The organism is Pseudomonas sp. TMB3-21 (genome assembly GCF_054898145.1).
Genome location: NZ_CM142718.1, coordinates 4,439,281 through 4,456,270, shown reverse-complemented (window position 1 = coordinate 4,456,270; position 16,990 = coordinate 4,439,281). Strand labels below are relative to the sequence as shown.

Below are 16,990 nucleotides of genomic sequence, written 5' to 3'. Positions count from 1 at the left end.
AAGTTGTATGGATGCTAACGGCGCAATACTCGTCGAACAATTGGCGCACCTTAGAATTGTATTTTCGAATAACTCAAATGATTGAACCGGATCTTCGCTCTTGGTAATTGTGGAAGGCGCGTCTGCGGTCTAACGAATGGTCAGAATGGCTGCGCCCATCAAACCGCCGATGACGGCGAGATGCTCCAGAGCAAGCTGAAACTCTTCCATTTTCCTTGGTGGCGGGTATCTCCAGAAGGCGTGGCCCAGCGGGATGCTGAGCAGGGTGAACACGCCCAGTGCCCCGGCACCCAGCCAACCCGTGGAGCGAAAATCGGTGACGAGCAATATCGAACCGACGAGTTCGGTGGTCACCATCAAAACCACGATCAGACGGGGCATTGGCAGCCCGTGGGCCTTGATTGTCTCAACCATCACACCGAAGTTAAAAATGCCGAAAAGACCTGCAATCCAGAAAAACGAGGTCAATATCAAACGGGCCAGAATCGAAAACGCATCGCTCATGAGCAGGTCATGGATCAGACTGGGCATTGCTCTACCTACGGTGAGTCAGCGGTTCACGCGACATTGCGCAAAGCCTGTTCACCTCGTACTTTAATGACTGTCTGCTGAATTTCTTACTCGCATTTCAGAGCTGTCGATCCTATGCCAACGCCTTCGCTGGAGCCCCGTAAAATCCCGCAGCAAGCACGTGCGCAGGCCACTATTGAGGTGATTCTGGAGGGGGCTACTCAGGTTCTCGCCACTGACCATCTGGCAGGGTTCAACACCAATGCGATCGCAGAGCGGGCAGGGACGAGCAACGGCACGTTTTATCAGTACTTCCCCAACAAGGAAGCCTTGTTGTTGGCGCTGATCCGACGGCAGAAGCAACAGATGTTCATCAATATTTCGGCATCGATGCAAGCGGCCTCAAACACAGATCTGGAGGGTGCCGTCCGCCTTTTAATCAGAGGCCGAATGAAACACCTGCGCGACAATCAGTCCGTCGCGTGGATCCTCACTCAGCAGGAAATGCATCTGCCCATTCACGCGATCAAGGCCGGGTACCTGACGCAAGGCAGTGAGTTGTTTGCGTCGAGACTTTCGCATTGGGGTGATACGGCGCGAGGCATTGATGTGTTGCGCGCGGCGACAACCGTGCCGGCGCTGGTTCGCGGCATTTTTGAGCGTTGGCTGAGCGACAGGCCTGAGAGTATGGACATTGCCGAGCAGGAAGCGGTGTGTGGCGTACTGGGTTACCTGCAATGCCTGAAGCGCATAGATCGCCGAGATGACTAAAGGTGTGGACACTGAAGCTGCTGTCAATCCACGAGCAGACGTCTGGAGAAAGCCATGCGCAAAATACCCCCTCTCAATTCCGTGCGAGCGTTTGAGGCTGTAGCTCGTCATCAGAGCTTTTCCATCGCTGCCAATGAGCTTTCGGTCACTGTCGCAGCGGTCAGTCATCAGGTCCGGCAACTGGAAGACGGATTGGGGCAAAAGCTCCTGGAACGCGGGCGGACAGTCACCCTCACGTCCGCCGGCAAAGCCATCTACCCGCTGTTGCGAGACAGCTTTGACCAGATAGCTCAAGCATTTGCCCTGATCGGTACGCCAACCGAGGGGGACGCCATTGAGGTGTCCACTACGCGCGCGTTCGCGGAAAGATGGCTGATGCCGCGCCTGGCGAAATTCAACGCGATCCATCCCGATATAGTGGTGTCCATTCATGCCTCGGAGAAAGTCATGGACTTGCGCTCCGAGAAGATCGATCTCGCAATTCGATATGGTCTGCCCGATGCCAATGCCCGTGGGCCCGTATTGTTCGAGGATCGCTACGTTGCGGTCGCGGACAAAAGCATTTGTCCGGCCGACCGTACCGCAACGATCAACGACTTTCACAACCGCTCGTTACTGGCATTCAAATGGAAAAATCAGTCGCTGGAAGTACCGTCATGGTCGGCCTGGCTGGCCCGCGTCGAGCATGATGCATCACGGCATCTGCGCACCTCCTGGTACAGCGAGGAAACCCTTGCGCTGCATGCGGTCGAGCGCGGGCTGGGGCCGTTGTTGTGCAGCAATGTACTGATCGACGATGAGCTGCGTTCCGGCCGGATGCATCGGGTAGACGGTCCGACCTTGCCCGGATTCACGTACTACCTGATAGAAGACCACCAGCGTGCGCCGCGCCGCAGCCTGTCAGTGTTCAAAGACTGGCTTCTGAGCGAGGCCGGCTCCTTCAAGGAAAATGCTGCGATTGATTGACTCGACATCAATCGACGATCACTTCACGAGACCGGCGACACTTCTCCCCATGTCGCGGCGGCACCTGGCCTTCAGGCTGGCGAGAGCTGGCATTGTTGTTCTGCAATCATCTGCCTGATCAACACGGGAATGGCGTCGAATGCATCGGCGATGGAAGCTTCATAGCGAGCGTCTCCGAATTCCTGATAGTCGATGGAGATGACGTGAGTCTCGTCCACACCCAGGTAGTGCGCACATGTCTGAATGTGGGTGTCGAGGTGGTTCATGTGCTCGCGAACACCACCCGGTCCAAAGCCGAACTCACCCCGGGCAGACAAGATGATCAGCTTCTTGCCACTCATGATCGGCTCCAGCGGATAGTCGCCCCGGTCGAGATCAAACGTAAACGTCTTGCCGATACGAATCACTTTATCGAACCAGGACTTGAGGGTTGCCGGCATTCCGTAGTTGTACATCGGCGTGCCGATCACGATGACATCAGCGCGATCAAGTTCAGCGATCAGTTCATCCGAGAGCCGCAGCTCCTCGCGTTTTTCAGGAGTCATTTGCGCTTCGGGGGTAAACACCGCAGCAATGCATTCCTCGGTCAAGTAAGGAGGAGGGGTGTGCCCGACGTCACGGACTATGACGTGTGTTTTGCCGTCGTGGGCTAACCAGGACTCGACGAATGCCTGGGACAGTTTTCGGCTCAGGGAGCGATCAGATCGTGCGCTGGCGTCAATATGTAAAAGAGTGGTCATGTGGCGGCTCCTTTAAAGCTGAGGTGTTATTACCTCAGCGGCTTAAACAAGTTGGCCATAGCGAGCGAGTGTTCGGCTATTGATGTTTATTTGAGCAGCGTCAAATAAAACTCAACAAGAGAGTTTATTTGTCGGGGCGCGAGGGGAGCGATTCACTTGCTGGCCAGCATCATCAGTGAGAATGTCGCCAGGGAGATTCATGGCATCGGCGCGCCGGCGCTGTCACCGTACGCTGAAGCAGGCAAAGAATAGTCCGTATCGTAAATCCGCCATAGCCAGTCAAGAAAAAATCAGGATAATCGCGTGAAGTTAAGATTTTCCTGGCGCGCTGAAGAAAATCGCGCGGCAACAGCACAACATTAAGGATTTGCGCCATGAAATCAGCTGGATATGCCTGGCTGCTGGAATCGCTGCGGCTTTCAGCGTTCCCCTTGCCCCGGCCGGCGAAGGTTCAGCCGGTTACCCGCATCAAGCGGATCGGGGAAACCCTGGCTGTGCCATCCAATATTGTGCCCGCCCCGGATGATCTGCTGGGGCACCTGTTATTCGCGCTCAAGCACGAAGGTATCAACCTCGCCATTCTGGCCCAGGCGCTGCCGCGAATCCCGGCAGCGAGCCTGGAAGCAGAACTGGAACGCGCCCCTAATGGTATCTACATCCGCAAAGCGTGCTTTTTACGTGAAGCGTTCACCGCTGAAGAACTGCGCCAGCACTCGCCAGTGCGAGGTGCCTTTGTCCCACTGTTCGACCCAAAACTGTACGTGACCATGCCCGGCGAGCGTAATTCTCGCTGGCGGGTGGAGTTCAACGGCATCGGGACGATCGCGTATTGCGCCACGGTTGAACGCACCCCCGAGATTGTCGCGCTCATTGAGCACGATATTCTTGCCCGCGCGCAGCAATTCATGCAAAACCTCCCGTCGGGAATGATGGATCGCGCGATCCAGTGGGCGTACCTGCATGAAACCCAGGATTCGTTTGCGATAGAGAAAGAGTCACCCAGCGAGGACAAAGCACGCAAATTCATTAAGTTGCTTCGCCAGGCTCACGAGCGCATCCCGCTGAGTGAGGACTACCTGGTCCACCTGCAGAATGCGACTATTTCCAATCCCTTTGACATGGCCGCGGGGTTTCGTCATGAGCAGAACCATTTAGCCAGTGGTCTGCAAGGCGCTGCGGGCGTGACTTACGTCCCGCCCGCGCCAGACCTGTGCCGTGAGCTGATGGAACAGCTCATGGCGCTGGGCAATGACGCTCCAGCGCGCATCGATCCTTTGATAGCGGCGGGAATCATCTCCTTCGGCTTTGTCTTCCTGCACCCCTTCATGGACGGCAACGGACGCCTCTCGCGTTTTCTGATCCACCAGACCTTATGCCGCGCCGGCGCATTGGAGAACGGGTTGCTGCTGCCTGTTTCTGTCGCGATGAAACGCGAGGAACGCCTGTACCTGGAGACGTTGCAGCAATTCTCCCGCCCGGCGCGAGAGTTCTGGGATGTGCGCTGGATCGATCACGGTCAATACTCGTTCAACTTTATCGGCGACCCGGCGATCTATCGCTATTGGGATGCCACTCCCGGGGTTCGGTTTACCCTGGAAATGGCCCAGCGGGCACTCGAAGTCGAGCTTCGTGAAGAGACAATATTTCTCGAGAACTTCGACAAGGTCGTGAGCGCGGTCAATGACGTGTATGACGTGCGCGGTAGCGACTTGGCCAACCTGGTGATGATGTGCCTGAGCAACAATGGAGTGGTTTCCAATAACCGTCGTAAACAGTACCAATATTCGGTTCAATCCGAGGTGCTGGACTACATTGAGCAGGTCACACAAGCCCTTATCAGAGAGCAAGCGTTGGCAAAACAACCGGGTGAAGACGACGATGAGTAAGTGGCATCAGCTATCACTGTGTGAAGAATGAATCGTCAGTTGTTCGTTTCTCTGGATGGGCCCAAGGGGACCGGCAAAACCACGCTGCTGGAGGCCGTTACGAAAGCATTGCGGGCCGATAACAAAAAAGTGATCCGGCTTTCCGAGCAAAAAAGCGATCCTTACAGGGCTGAAACAATGGCCCTGGTCAACCAGTTCGTGCGAAACCCCACCCGGGATCTGGAGTTGAGAGTCTGTGAGCGTTTTGCTGACAGCCGCGCCTGGATTTCCCGGCACGTGCTGACCAAACAGCCACCCGACAGCATCATCCTGATCGATCGCTGGTACCCGTCGGATGCCGCGTTTCGCCGGTTGATTCCGTTTGCCGAGATTCTGCAATTAAACATTGACCGACACGTGCGGGTGCCGGACCTGCATGTCGGGGTTGTTACCAGCCCTGATATTTCCTGGGCGAGGGCCGCGGCACGGCGGCGCGGGCTGAGCAGTACGGTGATCCATAGGCTGGAAGATCAGGTCGCTTGTACCGAGGCGTTCGAGCGAGCGATCGCAGATTACGGCTGGGTGTTATGCCGTAATGAAGGAACGATCGAAGACGCAACGATGCAGGTGGTAACCGAGATCCACAAAGTCCTCGGATGCTCCGCAGGCTAGGTTCGCCCTTCCACGCCCCTCGTAGCCGTCAACGCAAATCTTGTAGCAACTGGCGCAGCCTGCGTCCGGACGCGAAGCGGTCGTCTTTCTCACTTCAGCGCCGGGTCCTGCGGATTCATCTTCTTCCAGGCCTGCATCACGGCATGAGCTTTCGGCTCCTGCCCGCTGTCGAGGTAATACTGGATCAACGATAGACGAGCATTTCTGTTTGCGGGCTGCACTTTCAGCAGGCGCTCCAGTTCCTCGCAGGCTTCATTCACTTTGCCGCTTTCATGCAGAGCCACCGCCAGTACATAACCGTACTGCGCATTCTGAGGCTCGAGTTGCGCAGCTTTCTTCAAGGCACTCATGGCCGCCGCAACGTTACCGGCGCGAATCAGCGACAGCCCTTGGGCGTGCTGGAGGAGTGCTGCATCCGGATGTTGCTGCAGTCCACTGGCCAGCAGTTGCTGCGCTTCCGAACTTCGCCCGCCAGCCTCCAACCACTGCACAAGTGTCACCAGCGCCGGGTAAAAGTCCGGATCACGTTTGAGCGCGGTGCGCAGCAAGCCTTCGACTTCCGAACTGCGGCCACTGGCCTGATACAGCATTGCCAGGTTCAGGTTGGCCTCTGCGCGCTCGGCAAGGCTTTTTTGCACGGCCTCGTACTCACCGATCGCCGCCTGCCAATTGGCTTGTGCGCCGCCAAGACCATTGGTGCCGACACTCAGCAGCTCCCTCGCCGCCGCGATGCGCACGGCTTTGACCGGATCTCCCAATAATGGCGCGAGCAACGGCGCTCGCTCCGGCGGTGGCAGAAACGCACTGATCGCGCGCACTGCGCTTTCTCGTACTTCTGGCGCGGAGTTTCGAAGAGCCTCGGTCGCCAGTGTCAGCGCCTGCTCGCTGGGGTACGGCGGCAGCTCAGCGAGCAACGTGGTGCGCCGAATCGCCGGCAGGTCGCTACGTTGCAGCTGTTCATCAAGGGCTTGCGCTGCGCCCGGCTGACCATTACGGATCAACCACAGGCTCTCATCGTAACGGGAAGACTGAGGCGCGCTGGAGGCATTCCATGTTTTGAACTGGGCCGTGATTGTGTCGCCTGCCTTGCCTTGGTGGCAGGTGAGGCACGCGTCCGGGGTGCCGAGTTTTTGTGCCCGCTCCGGGTTCGGGATGCTGAAGCTGTGGTCGTGGCGAAAGTCGTTGCCCATGTAAAACTTGCCGGGCATGTGGCAATCCACGCACTGCGACCCTGGTGTGCCCGGAGCATGACGAGTGTGTTCGATGGCGTCGTAGTTCTTCGCTTGCAGGCCCTGGCCGTCAACGCCTGCGACCGATGTCTTGCCAGCCGTGTTGTGGCATTGCAGGCAAACGCCGTTACCGGGCGCCTTCAATTCGTTGCTGTGCGGGTTATGGCAATTGCTGCAGCGCACGCCTTTGTCGAACATTTTGCTCTGCGCAAACGAGCCGTGCTCGAAGACTTCGTCCTTGATTTTGCCATCCAGTGCGTAGAGTTCACGCGTCAGCGTACTCGGCAGGTAATCATCCATCAGCCGTTTGCCGACGGTGAAACCGTCACCCAATGGCGCCCGGCGCGCGTGGCAGCGAGCGCATGTTTCGATCTCGACGGTGGCGTCCTTGTCCTTGAGGTCCACGGCGAAGCCGGCATGGATCAAATCGGTTTTTTTCGCCGACCATTCGAGGTGATTCGACGCCGGACCATGGCAAGCCTGGCAGCCCACGCCAAGGCTGTTCCATTGACTGGCGAAGGTGCCGGTAGTGGCGTCGAAATTGCGTTTGAACCCGGTGGTGTGACATTCCACGCACATGAAGTTGGCGTTCTGGCTGGGTTTGCTCCAGTGCAGTGGATTCTTGAAATTCACGCCCTGACCGGCATACAGGTGAAACCAGCGGTTTGTTTCCGTATCCCACGCCACGCCCAGTGCTTGCAAGCGACCTTCGCCAACTTCGATCAGGTATTGCTGCAGCGGAGCAATGCCAAAGGTGTAGGCCACTTTGAAGTCGTTGTTCTTGCCATCGAGGCCGGGCGTGTTGACCCAGAACTCATCGCCTTTGCGAGAAAAACGCACAGCCTCTTTTTCGGCATTGACCGTGACGTTGTTGAAGTCTCCCAGCATGGTCTCTGCCGTGGCCGGTTGCATAGCCAACTGGTGGTGGGAACCTTGCCAGTCTTTGACCTGCTCACTGTGGCAGCCTTGGCATTGCTGTTCATCGACCATCGTGGCGGGTTTGACCGCTGGTTGTGGCTTGCTGATCGGTGCTGGTGCCGCAGCGATAACGGCAGGTGGAGCTACAGGCTTGGGCGTCACCGGGGCCGGGCTCAACAAAAACCAGCCGATGGCAGCGACTGCCGCCAGCAACACGCCGATGGCCAGCGGGTAAAGGTATCGAGCACTGGCCTTGGAAGATGCACCGGGGGTGGCATTGACTGCTTTGTTTTCACGTTTGGGCATTGCGACTTCCATAGTCCTGGTGCGGGTGCCATTTGGCGAAGGTACACATCACGGCGGTCGATTTATTTGCTGCCGGTAAACCAGCGAAAGTATGGATTGGCGCCATCCCCACGTATTACCTCACCGATGTCGCGAGCAGGACCGCTAACGAGCCTATACCGACTTCCTGCAACGGGTCACGCACGGTGTTCTGTTGACTGCGCAACAGGGAGCGGGAGTCATCGATGTTCCACGCTGGCAGAGGAGAGCGGTAGCGTTTGCGGCGGCTATCCTGTTGAATGCGCCACCGCTCGAACCGCTGCGCAAGACAGCGTTTCTGAGGGGCAGGGTAAAGGGCTGAGATTGACTTGATGCAAAGGAGCGAGCGCTATGGTTGTGGATTGGTCGGGTCAAGTGGCCCTGATAAGTGGAGCAGGCAGCGAACACGGCATCGGCATGGCCATAGCCCGGCGCCTTGGCGCACAGGGTGTCCGGTTGATCGTGACGGCCAGTAGCTCGCGCATTGATGAACGTGTCACCGAACTTCGCGCGGCGGGTTTTGAGGCGCAAGGGCGGCCGGCAGATCTCACCAAAGAAGACGAGGTGCGCGCGTTGGTGACGTGGGCGCAAGCGCAGTGGGGGAGGATCGACATTCTGGTGAACAACGCTGGCATGACGATGCAGGGCAGTCCAGAAACCTGCGACGAACTGGCGGACATGAGCCTTGAAGCCTGGAACCTGGCCATCGCGCGCAATCTGACCACGGCGTTCCTGTTAACTCAAAGCGTACTGGCGGGCATGAAGAGCCGCGGGTACGGGCGCGTCGTCAACGTCAGTTCGACCACTGGCACGCGGGCGAGTACACCGGGACAGTCTGCCTACAGTGCAGCAAAAGCTGCGATGGTGGGGATGAACATGAGCCTGGCGCTGGAAGTTGCCCATCAGGGCATTACGGTCAATTCGGTGGCCCCCGGCTGGATCGCCACCGCATCAACGCTGCTCGAAGAGGTTGAGGCGGCGAAAGCCACTCCAATCAAAAGGGCAGGTCGACCAGAAGAAGTGGCCGCTGCGGTCGCGTTCCTTGCATCACCCGAAGCGAGCTACATCACCGGCGAGTTGCTGGTGGTCGATGGCGGCAATTGTCTGATGGAGGACAAGTCGTTGCGCAGTTGATCGTCTCTTCGAACTTTCAACAGGCGTGCGGCATGGGTGAAGCGCATGACCAATACGATGAAGGTAAGGATTTGACGGCATGCAGCCGAATATCAATGGCTGGGCGTAGACCAGCAGTCACCATACGATTTTCATGGACGACAGAGATCCATTGCGGCATGGTTTTCAGCTTGCCTGAAACGGGAGTGAACAGCGAACTTCAGCCGTCCACGATCAGGCGCTGGGTCAGTGCAGAGTGATCACTTGCGCGCGGCTGATGTCACGGGAGCAACATGACTTACCGAACGGGAACAGAAGCTTTTGTACAAGGAGTTCGCACGCTGGTTCCGTTGATGCCCGGCGTCATTCCCTTCGGCCTGGTGACCGGGGTGTTGGCGATCGAAATGGGTATGTCGCCCGGCATGAGCATCGGCATGACGTTGCTTTTTTATTCGGGTTCCGCCCAGTTGGTCGCGCTGCAGCTTCTCCAAAACGGAGTATTGCCAGCCGCGATTATTGCCACCGCCCTGATTATCAATTTGCGCTTCATGATGTACAGCGCTTCGCTGGCGCCCTACCTGCACCACTTGCCCCGTCGCTACTCGTGGCCAGTGGCATACATGCTGTCCGACCAGTCCTATGCACTGTCCATCCTGAAGTTTTCATCCGGTGAACTGGGTCGCTTTGGCCCACATTTTCACGCCGGTACAGCCAGTGCCATGTGGCTGACCTGGCAGCTTTCAGTGATTGCCGGCGTGTCCCTGGGCGCAAGCATTCCGCAGACGTGGTCCCTGAGTTTCGCCGTACCGCTTTCATTTCTGGCGTTGCTGGTACCCAACATACGCAGCGCGCCGACCTTGGTCGCTGCAACCGTTGGCGGGCTGATCGCCGTGATGGCGGTTGATCTGCCCTATAACCTGGGTTTGGTGACAGCTTCCATCGGTGGCGTTATTGCCGGCCTGCTGACTGAAAGCGCCCGCAAAAAAAAACCTGAGCCGCGCCTGGGCGATCAGGAGGAAAGTCGATGAGTGATCTGGCTTTGTGGGGCATGTTCCTGGCGGTTGGCATCGGGACTTTTGTCATGCGTCTTTCGTTCGTCGAGCTGTATGGTCGCTTTCGAATGCCCACGTTGCTGAGTCGAGCGTTGGTGTATGTACCGGCGAGTGTGCTGGCAGCGTTGGTGTTACCTGCGGTGGTCTATCCGGGTGGCCAAGGTGGAATTGTGTTCGAAAACCCCCAGATACCTGCAGCCATCATTGCTGCCTGGGTGGCCTGGAAGACTCGAAGCACAGTGCTGACACTTGTTGCAGGTATGGCAGCACTGTGGGGTATCAAGCTCATGGTTGCGTGAAAGCCGATCGGGGTTTGATCTTCCTAAATCATGCTCTCATTTCTGATCTGGACAGTACCCCACACCGAGCTCATTCGCTCTTTAGTTCCGCCTGTTGAGGCTTGGCGGATCGCCGTAACGCACCCCAAGCAAGGCCCACTATCGCGGCAGCAGCGGAAGCGCATAGCACGCTCAATTTTGCAGCAGCCAGCAGGGCTGCATCGTCAAATGCCAGCGACGCAATGAAGATCGACATGGTAAAGCCGATACCGGCGAGCAGGCCGACGAGGACGATGCCAGGCCAGGTCACCCCGGTGGGAAGCTCACACATTTTCATTTTGACGAGCACGTAGGACGCCAATATCACCCCTACTGGCTTGCCGACAACCAACGCCAGCATCACCGCGATGAACACATGTTGTGAAAGTGCATTGTCGAGGTCCGCGCCTGCGAAGCTCACACCCGCGTTGGCCAGTGCGAACAGCGGCATGATGCAGAACGCTACCCATGGATGAAGTGTCATTTGAATACGCTGCACCGGGGAAAGCATCTCCCGCTGCGCTTGAAGGAGCTCTTTCAGTGGCTTGGCGACTGACTGGTCGGGAGTGTCCTTGGCAGAGAATCTATCCAGCAAATCGTGGAAATTTCTCTGGATCATATCCAGTGGTCGTTCTGTCATAGGCATTGAGCGCACTGGGCTCATGAGCCCCAGAAGCACACCCGCCAGTGTCGGATGCACGCCCGTCTTCAGCAATCCGTACCAGATGATCGCACCCGGCAATATATAAAGAGCCATCCGGCTCAGGCCCATTCGCTGGAACATCAGTAGCAGCAGAATACCGCCTGAGGCGATGGCGATTCCCGTGTAGTCCAGGCTCGCGGTGTAGAACACAGCGATGATCAGAATGGCCACGATGTCATCGATGATCGCCAAGGCCAGCAACAATACCCTCACGCCTCCGGGGATCGACTTGCCCAGCAAGGCAAGCACGCCGACAGCGAATGCGATATCCGTTGCAGTCGGCACGGCCCAGCCGTTACTGGCGGCTGTCCCATGGTTAATCGCAATGTAGATCAACGCCGGAACCACCACGCCACCGAGTGCCGCCCCCATTGGCAGGAGAGCCATCTTGAAGCTGGCCAGGGCGCCATCATGGATTTCCTGACGTATCTCCGCACCAACGACCAGAAAGAAAATGGTCATAAGGCCGTCGTTGACGAGGAAATGAAGGGATCGCGAGACGCTGGCCTCGCCATAACCAATGGTGATTTGCGTATGCCAAAGGTGTTCGTAGCTCTCGGCAAAAGAACTGTTCGCCCACACCAAGGCAACAATGGCTGCAATCAGCAACGCGATCCCGCTGACAGCTTCGATGTGTGAAAACCGTTCAAACGCTGCAAGTGCTTTTTCTGTAAGCACTTGAGGGCGGGGGATAGAAACAGGCAAGGGCTTATTTTCAGGCACTGGTATTCTCCGCTGGCGGCCCGACCAACGCTTGAGATTAACCTGCCCTGCGCATCATGCAGCAGAGCACCCGCCCCGATGGTATGAAATGTACGGGCCTGGGCGCAAATGTTTTGCCCATCAGGCTTGCCGTCTTATCGATCACACGGGTAGATTTATAGCGTTTTGCCATCGCAGCCTGGGGCCGTGCGGCCAGGCCGATCCTGGATGTCGTCATTAGAGCATTGGGCCGCCGGTCGGGTGCGTGAACGGAATAAACAGCTTTGGCAGAATCGTTGCAAACACAGCGCCATAGGGCGTGAACTCGATGCATTCCAGAGCAGTGCCAGTGGCAGCGGCTGTCACTGATATCGCGCATTGATGAGCGATCCTGTGCAGTGCTGCACTTTATTGAGGAGGCGCATGGCTGGGAGGCTGGTTGAGCAAGGCCGGTCGGGGGGGCAAATCGACCCGCACGTTATCCGCGTCACGACCTGCTGGTGTGACTGGCACTAATCCGAGGTTGGGCTGTCAGTAACTGGCGCCTGTGGGGACTAGGATCGTCTCCGATAGCAAAAGTCAGGCTACGTTTAGTGTTTTCTCCAATGCCTTTGGGCAAAACGCTCGCGATGGATTGCGTCTTGGATCGATTATTTTCTTATGCGGGCAACATTCTATGGGTTTGCTTCTCGATCCTCGTCACGACATTGATGCCGCTTTATTGAGCTATCGCCGGGTGTTCTGGTCACTGGCGCTGTTCAGTGGTGTGATCAACCTGCTGGTGCTGGTGCCGTCGCTCTACATGATGCAGGTGTATGACCGGGTTCTTACCAGTCGCAATGAAACCACCCTGATGATGCTCACCCTGATCGCGGTGGGACTGTTCATGTTCAGTGCCTTGATCGAATGGGTGCGCGGCGAGGTGATGATTCGCATGAGCGCCGGGCTGGACGAGGCCCTGGGCGAGCGGATTTTCGACGCCGCGTTCGCCCGCAGCCTGCGTGAGCACAACGCCAACCCGGCGCAAGTGCTGACCGATCTGGCGACACTGCGGCAGTTGATCACAGGCCAGGGCCTGATTGCCTTGTTCGATGCGCCCTGGTTGCCGATCTTCCTGGTGGTCGCGTTCATCTTCCATCCCTGGTTCGGCGTGCTGACGCTGGTGCTCGCCCTGGTGCTGGTCGGCCTGGCGCTGTGGGGCGAGTTGGCAACACGCGCGCGTCTGGGCGAGGCCAATCGGCTGGGCGTGCAGTCGTCGATCTATGTCAACAGCACCTTGCAAAATGCCGAAGTGATTCAGGCCCTCGGCATGCTCGGCCCGTTGCGCCAGCGCTGGAGCCTGCTGCAGCAACGCATCATCGCCGCTCAGGCGCATGCCAGCGATCGCAGCGCACGCATCACGTCGGCCACCCGCTTCGTGCGTATCTCGGGGCAGTCGCTGGCCCTCGGTCTGGGGGCATTGCTGGTACTTGAGGGGCAAATATCGGCGGGCATGATGATTGCGATGTCGCTGTTGCTGGGGCGAGCTCTGGCGCCAGTGGAAATCGCCATTGGTTCGTGGAAGCAATTCACCTCTGGACGCCAGAGTTACCAGCGCTTGAGTCAACTGCTCGATCAGCACCCGCGCGAGCGTCTGCGCATGCCGTTGCCGGCGCCTACCGGCGCGTTGCGTCTGGAGCAACTGTATGCCGGCCCGCCAGGCACTGCGCAGCCGATTTTGCGCGGGATCAATTTCAGCCTGGCCAAAGGTGAAGTGCTCGCCGTCGTCGGCCCCAGCGCCAGCGGCAAATCAACGCTGGCGCGGACGTTGGTCGGGGTCTGGCCGGCCATGGGCGGCTCAGTGCGTCTGGACGACGCCGAGATCAGTCAATGGTCCCACGACGCGCTGGGTCCGCACCTTGGCTACCTGCCGCAGGACATCGAACTGTTCGACGGCAGCGTGGCCGACAACATTGCCCGTTTTGGCGAGCAGGACGCCGACAAGATCATCGCTGCCGGGCGTCATGCCGGCATTCACGAAATGATCCTGAGGTTTCCCAAGGGTTACGACACGCCGCTGGGCCCCGGCGGGCTGGGTCTGTCCGGTGGACAGAAGCAGCGCCTCGGCCTGGCGCGTGCGCTCTACGGGCGCCCGTCGCTGATCGTGCTCGATGAGCCCAATTCGAACCTGGATGAAGCAGGCGAGCTGGCACTGGTGCAGGCGATCAGTGCGCTCAAGGCTGCGGGCAGCACCGTGGTGCTGATCACCCATCGGCCAAATGTGCTGGCAGTGGCCGATCACATCCTGGTGCTCAAGGACGGTACTCAACAAGCCTTCGGTCCACGGGACCGGGTGCTCAAGGCATTGATGCCCGCGCCAAAAGCGGTAGTGATCAGGGAGGCCGGAAAAGATGCGTGATGTAACCCCAGCAGCTGCTCACGATTCGATGCCGAACCTGCGCGACACCACAACGCTACCCCGCGCCAGTTCTGACGCCGGGGCCGCCGCACGCTACGGCATGGGTTTCCTGATTCTGACGCTCGGCGCCTTCCTGCTCTGGGCGTTCCTGGCGCCGCTCGACCAGGGTGTGGTCGGCAGCGGCACCGTGGTAGTCGCCGGCGAACGCAAGGCGGTGCAATCGCTCGTCGGCGGGGTCGTGGAAAAACTGTCGGCCGGCGATGGTGATCGCGTCACTCAGGGTCAGTTGATGGTGCAGCTCAATACGGTGCAGGCGCAGTCGCAACTGGACGTCACCCGGGGCAAGTTGCTAAACGATCGCGCCGTCGAGGCGCGGTTGATTGCCGAGCGCCTGGGTTCTGCCGAGATTCAATGGCCGGAGGAGCTGACTGAACGCGCCGCCGAGCCGCGCGTGAAGGCCGCGATGGCATTGCAGAGCCAGTTGTTTCTGACCCGCCGCGCAGAGTTGGGCAGCCGCCTGCAGATCATCGAACACGCGGCCGCCGCATTGCAGCAGCAATTGCAGGGCTACGAAGGCGTCAAGCGCAACTACGATGCGCAGATGCGCTTCCAGCAGCAGGAGCTGGAAGGCCTGCGCGATTTGGCCCGTGAGGGCTACGTCCCGCGCAACAAACTCTTCGAGTCCGAGCGCAATGCCGCCCAACTGGCCGGGCAGATTGCGTCCGGGATCGGCGATGTCGGGCGCACGCGCCAGGCGATCAACGAAAGCCGTCTTAAGGCGTTGCAGGCGCAGCAGGAGTTTCGCCGCGATGCTGAAACCCAGCTCAGCGAAGTCTCTGCCGAGGCAGCGGGTTTTGCCGATCAGATGCGTGCCTTGCAGTTTGAAGTCGACAACGCGGCGATCCGTGCTCCGGTGTCGGGGCAGGTCATGGACGTGAGCATTCATACGGTCGGCGGCGTGGTGCAGGCCGGTCAAACGCTGATGCAGGTGGTACCGCTGGATGCGCCAATGGCAATCACGGCGCGATTCGAGCCACTGATGGCGAACAAATTGCGCCCGGGGTTGCCGGTGCATGTGCATTTCACAGCGCTGCAACGGGTCGATACGCCGACGGTCACTGGCACGGTGACCACGGTGTCGGCGGACCAGTTGATTGATGAGCAGACGAAGCAACCGTACTTTTCCGCCAAGGTCGAAATCCCCGCTGAGACCGTCGCCTCGCTGCAGACAGCCGGGCTGCTGGTGCGTCCGGGCATGCTCGCCGATGTCACCGTGGTAACGGGGGAACGTACTTTGATGAATTACCTGATGAAACCGTTGCGTGAGCGCTTGCTCGCAGCGTTCAAAGAGGAATGAGCATGACCGCCCGTTGTCGCTATCGCTCCGGCATGTTGCTGGGTTTGTGTACGGGTTGGGCCGCGCTCAGTCCCGTTTGGGCCGCCGACAACGGCTTGAGCCTGACCGCTGCTTACGACGCCTCGCGCCTCAATGATCCGACCGTGCAGTCGGCCGCCCATGCGTTCGATGCGTCGACCCATGAAGAGGCGATCGGCCGTGGCGGGCTCTATCCGCAAGTGTCGCTGAGCTCGCGCTACGGCTACGGCGGGCGCACCGACGGCGGCGACGATACCAGCTACGTCAACAGCAACGACTACCAGGCAAACAACATCACGCTCGCGGCGCAGCAGCCGCTCTATGACAAGGCGCGCTGGGCCGCGTATCAAGAGGGCAAGGCGCGCGGCCGGTTGGGCACACAGATGTTCGATGTCGCAACACAGGCCCTGTTCGACCGGGTCGCCAAGGGCTATTTCGACGTTGCCCGGGCCGAGAACGAAATCAAGTTGATCGCCCAGCAAAAGGCGGCCATCAGCGGCTTGGTGACCCAGAGCAAAAAGCTATATGAGGGCGGGCAGGGTGCAGTCACTGATATCGATGAGGCCCAGGCGCGACTCGATCTGGTCGATGCCCAGGAGGCGGAAGCCCAGGCCCGCCGCGTGGCTGCGTTGCGGGCATTGTCCGGTCGCTCCAACGTGCCTATCGATGACATTCAGCCGATGCGCGAAGAAGTCGCCGCAGGTAACCCGATCCCGCCGGAACGTGACTTGCCTTACTGGACCGCGATTGCCCGCGAAGCCAGCCCCGAGCTGGCCGCCCGGCTGGCGACGGTGAAAGTTGCCGAGGCCCAGGCCGACAGCCAGCGCGCCGGGCATTATCCGACGTTGTCGCTGACTACTCAGCTGAGCCGCCGGGAAACCCGTCAATACCAGGACCTCGACCCGCGCCAGGATTCCTATTACGTCGGGGTTCAGCTGGATATTCCGCTGTATCGCGGCGGGGCAGTACGCGCCTCGGTGGCCAAGGCTGAAGCGCAACTGGCCGGCGCCCAGTCCGACTATGACGTGCAGCGCCAGCAATTGGCCGAAGACATCGAGGCCGATTACCTGGGCGTTGTTGCCGGATTTACCAAAAGCAAGGCGATGCAACGGGCGGTGGAATCCAACCAGCGGGCGCTGATCTCCACCGAGAAAGGTTTTCAGGGAGGCGTGCGCTCCACTGTGGATATTCTTGATGCGCAGCAGCGCGTGTTCCAGGCACGTCGAGACCTGCTCAACACCAAACTCGACATGTTGCAAAGCTACGTCAGCCTGCACACCCACACCGGCCAGATGAACCGCGCGGTGCTCGACCAGGTGGAAGACCTGTTCTGAA

14 protein-coding genes and 1 pseudogene are annotated in these 16,990 nt (G+C 58.9%); 11 read left to right on the top strand and 4 right to left on the bottom strand.

All coding sequences use genetic code 11. From position 1 onward, the window contains the following. Nucleotides 1-129 precede the first annotated feature (129 nt). Nucleotides 130-504 carry a DoxX family protein gene (locus ACYZTS_RS20275; protein WP_461991592.1) on the bottom strand — a complete coding sequence of 125 codons (375 nt, stop codon included), beginning with the start codon at nucleotides 502-504 and terminating at the stop codon, nucleotides 130-132. Between the two features lie 141 nt (nucleotides 505-645). On the opposite strand from ACYZTS_RS20275, the gene ACYZTS_RS20270 reads away from it, so the two are divergent. Together ACYZTS_RS20270 and ACYZTS_RS20265 are read left to right on the top strand one after the other, a co-directional pair. Further along, entirely contained in the window at nucleotides 646-1,281 is a 636-nt protein-coding gene (locus ACYZTS_RS20270) for a TetR/AcrR family transcriptional regulator (protein ID WP_461991590.1), read from the top strand. 54 nt (nucleotides 1,282-1,335) lie between these two features. Next, a complete protein-coding gene (locus ACYZTS_RS20265) occupies nucleotides 1,336-2,247 on the top strand; it encodes a LysR substrate-binding domain-containing protein (RefSeq protein WP_461991588.1) in 912 nt (303 codons plus the stop codon). A gap of 71 nt (nucleotides 2,248-2,318) precedes the next feature. Here ACYZTS_RS20265 and ACYZTS_RS20260 read toward each other — a convergent pair whose 3' ends face one another. Further along, a complete protein-coding gene (locus ACYZTS_RS20260) occupies nucleotides 2,319-2,987 on the bottom strand; it encodes an FMN-dependent NADH-azoreductase (RefSeq protein ID WP_461991586.1) in 669 nt (222 codons plus the stop codon). Between the two features lie 374 nt (nucleotides 2,988-3,361). Here ACYZTS_RS20260 and ACYZTS_RS20255 point away from each other — a divergent pair, with 374 nt between their 5' ends. Together ACYZTS_RS20255 and ACYZTS_RS20250 are read left to right on the top strand one after the other, a co-directional pair. After that, a complete protein-coding gene (locus ACYZTS_RS20255; protein WP_461991584.1) occupies nucleotides 3,362-4,873 on the top strand; it encodes a Fic family protein in 1,512 nt (503 codons plus the stop codon). A gap of 27 nt (nucleotides 4,874-4,900) precedes the next feature. Then, entirely contained in the window at nucleotides 4,901-5,524 is a 624-nt protein-coding gene (locus ACYZTS_RS20250) for a dTMP kinase (protein ID WP_461991582.1), read from the top strand. Nucleotides 5,525-5,613: 89 nt separating this feature from the next. Here the strand turns inward: ACYZTS_RS20250 and ACYZTS_RS20245 are convergent, their stop codons facing one another. Continuing rightward, nucleotides 5,614-7,977 (bottom strand): tetratricopeptide repeat protein, encoded by a 2,364-nt coding sequence (locus tag ACYZTS_RS20245; protein WP_461991580.1) that lies wholly within the window; start codon nucleotides 7,975-7,977, stop codon nucleotides 5,614-5,616. A gap of 369 nt (nucleotides 7,978-8,346) precedes the next feature. Between ACYZTS_RS20245 and ACYZTS_RS20240 the strand changes: the two genes are divergently transcribed. The 4 genes and pseudogenes from ACYZTS_RS20240 (at nucleotide 8,347) to ACYZTS_RS20225 (ending at nucleotide 10,459) form a co-directional block, all read left to right on the top strand. Beyond that, nucleotides 8,347-9,129 carry an SDR family NAD(P)-dependent oxidoreductase gene (locus ACYZTS_RS20240; RefSeq protein ID WP_461991578.1) on the top strand — a complete coding sequence of 261 codons (783 nt, stop codon included), beginning with the start codon at nucleotides 8,347-8,349 and terminating at the stop codon, nucleotides 9,127-9,129. 70 nt (nucleotides 9,130-9,199) lie between these two features. Then, nucleotides 9,200-9,307, top strand: a pseudogene (locus tag ACYZTS_RS20235) (proline racemase family protein); the annotation flags it as partial. A 94-nt stretch (nucleotides 9,308-9,401) separates the two neighbouring features. After that, nucleotides 9,402-10,136 carry an AzlC family ABC transporter permease gene (locus tag ACYZTS_RS20230; RefSeq protein ID WP_461991576.1) on the top strand — a complete coding sequence of 245 codons (735 nt, stop codon included), beginning with the start codon at nucleotides 9,402-9,404 and terminating at the stop codon, nucleotides 10,134-10,136. After that, nucleotides 10,133-10,459, top strand: coding sequence for an AzlD domain-containing protein (locus ACYZTS_RS20225; RefSeq protein WP_461991574.1), 327 nt, complete (start codon nucleotides 10,133-10,135; stop codon nucleotides 10,457-10,459). The genes ACYZTS_RS20230 and ACYZTS_RS20225 overlap by 4 nt, the downstream gene beginning before the upstream one ends. A gap of 70 nt (nucleotides 10,460-10,529) precedes the next feature. Here ACYZTS_RS20225 and nhaA read toward each other — a convergent pair whose 3' ends face one another. Further along, entirely contained in the window at nucleotides 10,530-11,903 is a 1,374-nt protein-coding gene (gene nhaA, locus ACYZTS_RS20220; protein WP_461991572.1) for a Na+/H+ antiporter NhaA, read from the bottom strand. Nucleotides 11,904-12,558: 655 nt separating this feature from the next. Here nhaA and ACYZTS_RS20215 point away from each other — a divergent pair. The 3 genes from ACYZTS_RS20215 to ACYZTS_RS20205 are packed head-to-tail and all read left to right on the top strand — an operon-like array spanning nucleotide 12,559 to nucleotide 16,989. Continuing rightward, complete coding sequence (locus ACYZTS_RS20215; RefSeq protein WP_028620272.1) at nucleotides 12,559-14,280, top strand: type I secretion system permease/ATPase; 1,722 nt, start codon at nucleotides 12,559-12,561, stop codon at nucleotides 14,278-14,280. Next, entirely contained in the window at nucleotides 14,273-15,637 is a 1,365-nt protein-coding gene (locus ACYZTS_RS20210; protein ID WP_461991570.1) for an HlyD family type I secretion periplasmic adaptor subunit, read from the top strand. The genes ACYZTS_RS20215 and ACYZTS_RS20210 overlap by 8 nt, the downstream gene beginning before the upstream one ends. 2 nt (nucleotides 15,638-15,639) lie before the next feature. Further along, complete coding sequence (locus tag ACYZTS_RS20205; RefSeq protein ID WP_461991569.1) at nucleotides 15,640-16,989, top strand: TolC family outer membrane protein; 1,350 nt, start codon at nucleotides 15,640-15,642, stop codon at nucleotides 16,987-16,989. Nucleotide 16,990: the final 1 nt, after the last annotated feature.

Coding starts and splice junctions, on each gene's coding strand:
- ACYZTS_RS20275 (WP_461991592.1), bottom strand. CDS start 504: ATGAGCGATGCGTTTTCGATTCTGGCCCGTTTGATATTGACCTCGTTT.
- ACYZTS_RS20270 (WP_461991590.1), top strand. CDS start 646: ATGCCAACGCCTTCGCTGGAGCCCCGTAAAATCCCGCAGCAAGCACGT.
- ACYZTS_RS20265 (WP_461991588.1), top strand. CDS start 1,336: ATGCGCAAAATACCCCCTCTCAATTCCGTGCGAGCGTTTGAGGCTGTA.
- ACYZTS_RS20260 (WP_461991586.1), bottom strand. CDS start 2,987: ATGACCACTCTTTTACATATTGACGCCAGCGCACGATCTGATCGCTCC.
- ACYZTS_RS20255 (WP_461991584.1), top strand. CDS start 3,362: ATGAAATCAGCTGGATATGCCTGGCTGCTGGAATCGCTGCGGCTTTCA.
- ACYZTS_RS20250 (WP_461991582.1), top strand. CDS start 4,901: ATGAATCGTCAGTTGTTCGTTTCTCTGGATGGGCCCAAGGGGACCGGC.
- ACYZTS_RS20245 (WP_461991580.1), bottom strand. CDS start 7,977: ATGCCCAAACGTGAAAACAAAGCAGTCAATGCCACCCCCGGTGCATCT.
- ACYZTS_RS20240 (WP_461991578.1), top strand. CDS start 8,347: ATGGTTGTGGATTGGTCGGGTCAAGTGGCCCTGATAAGTGGAGCAGGC.
- ACYZTS_RS20230 (WP_461991576.1), top strand. CDS start 9,402: ATGACTTACCGAACGGGAACAGAAGCTTTTGTACAAGGAGTTCGCACG.
- ACYZTS_RS20225 (WP_461991574.1), top strand. CDS start 10,133: ATGAGTGATCTGGCTTTGTGGGGCATGTTCCTGGCGGTTGGCATCGGG.
- ACYZTS_RS20215 (WP_028620272.1), top strand. CDS start 12,559: ATGGGTTTGCTTCTCGATCCTCGTCACGACATTGATGCCGCTTTATTG.
- ACYZTS_RS20210 (WP_461991570.1), top strand. CDS start 14,273: ATGCGTGATGTAACCCCAGCAGCTGCTCACGATTCGATGCCGAACCTG.
- ACYZTS_RS20205 (WP_461991569.1), top strand. CDS start 15,640: ATGACCGCCCGTTGTCGCTATCGCTCCGGCATGTTGCTGGGTTTGTGT.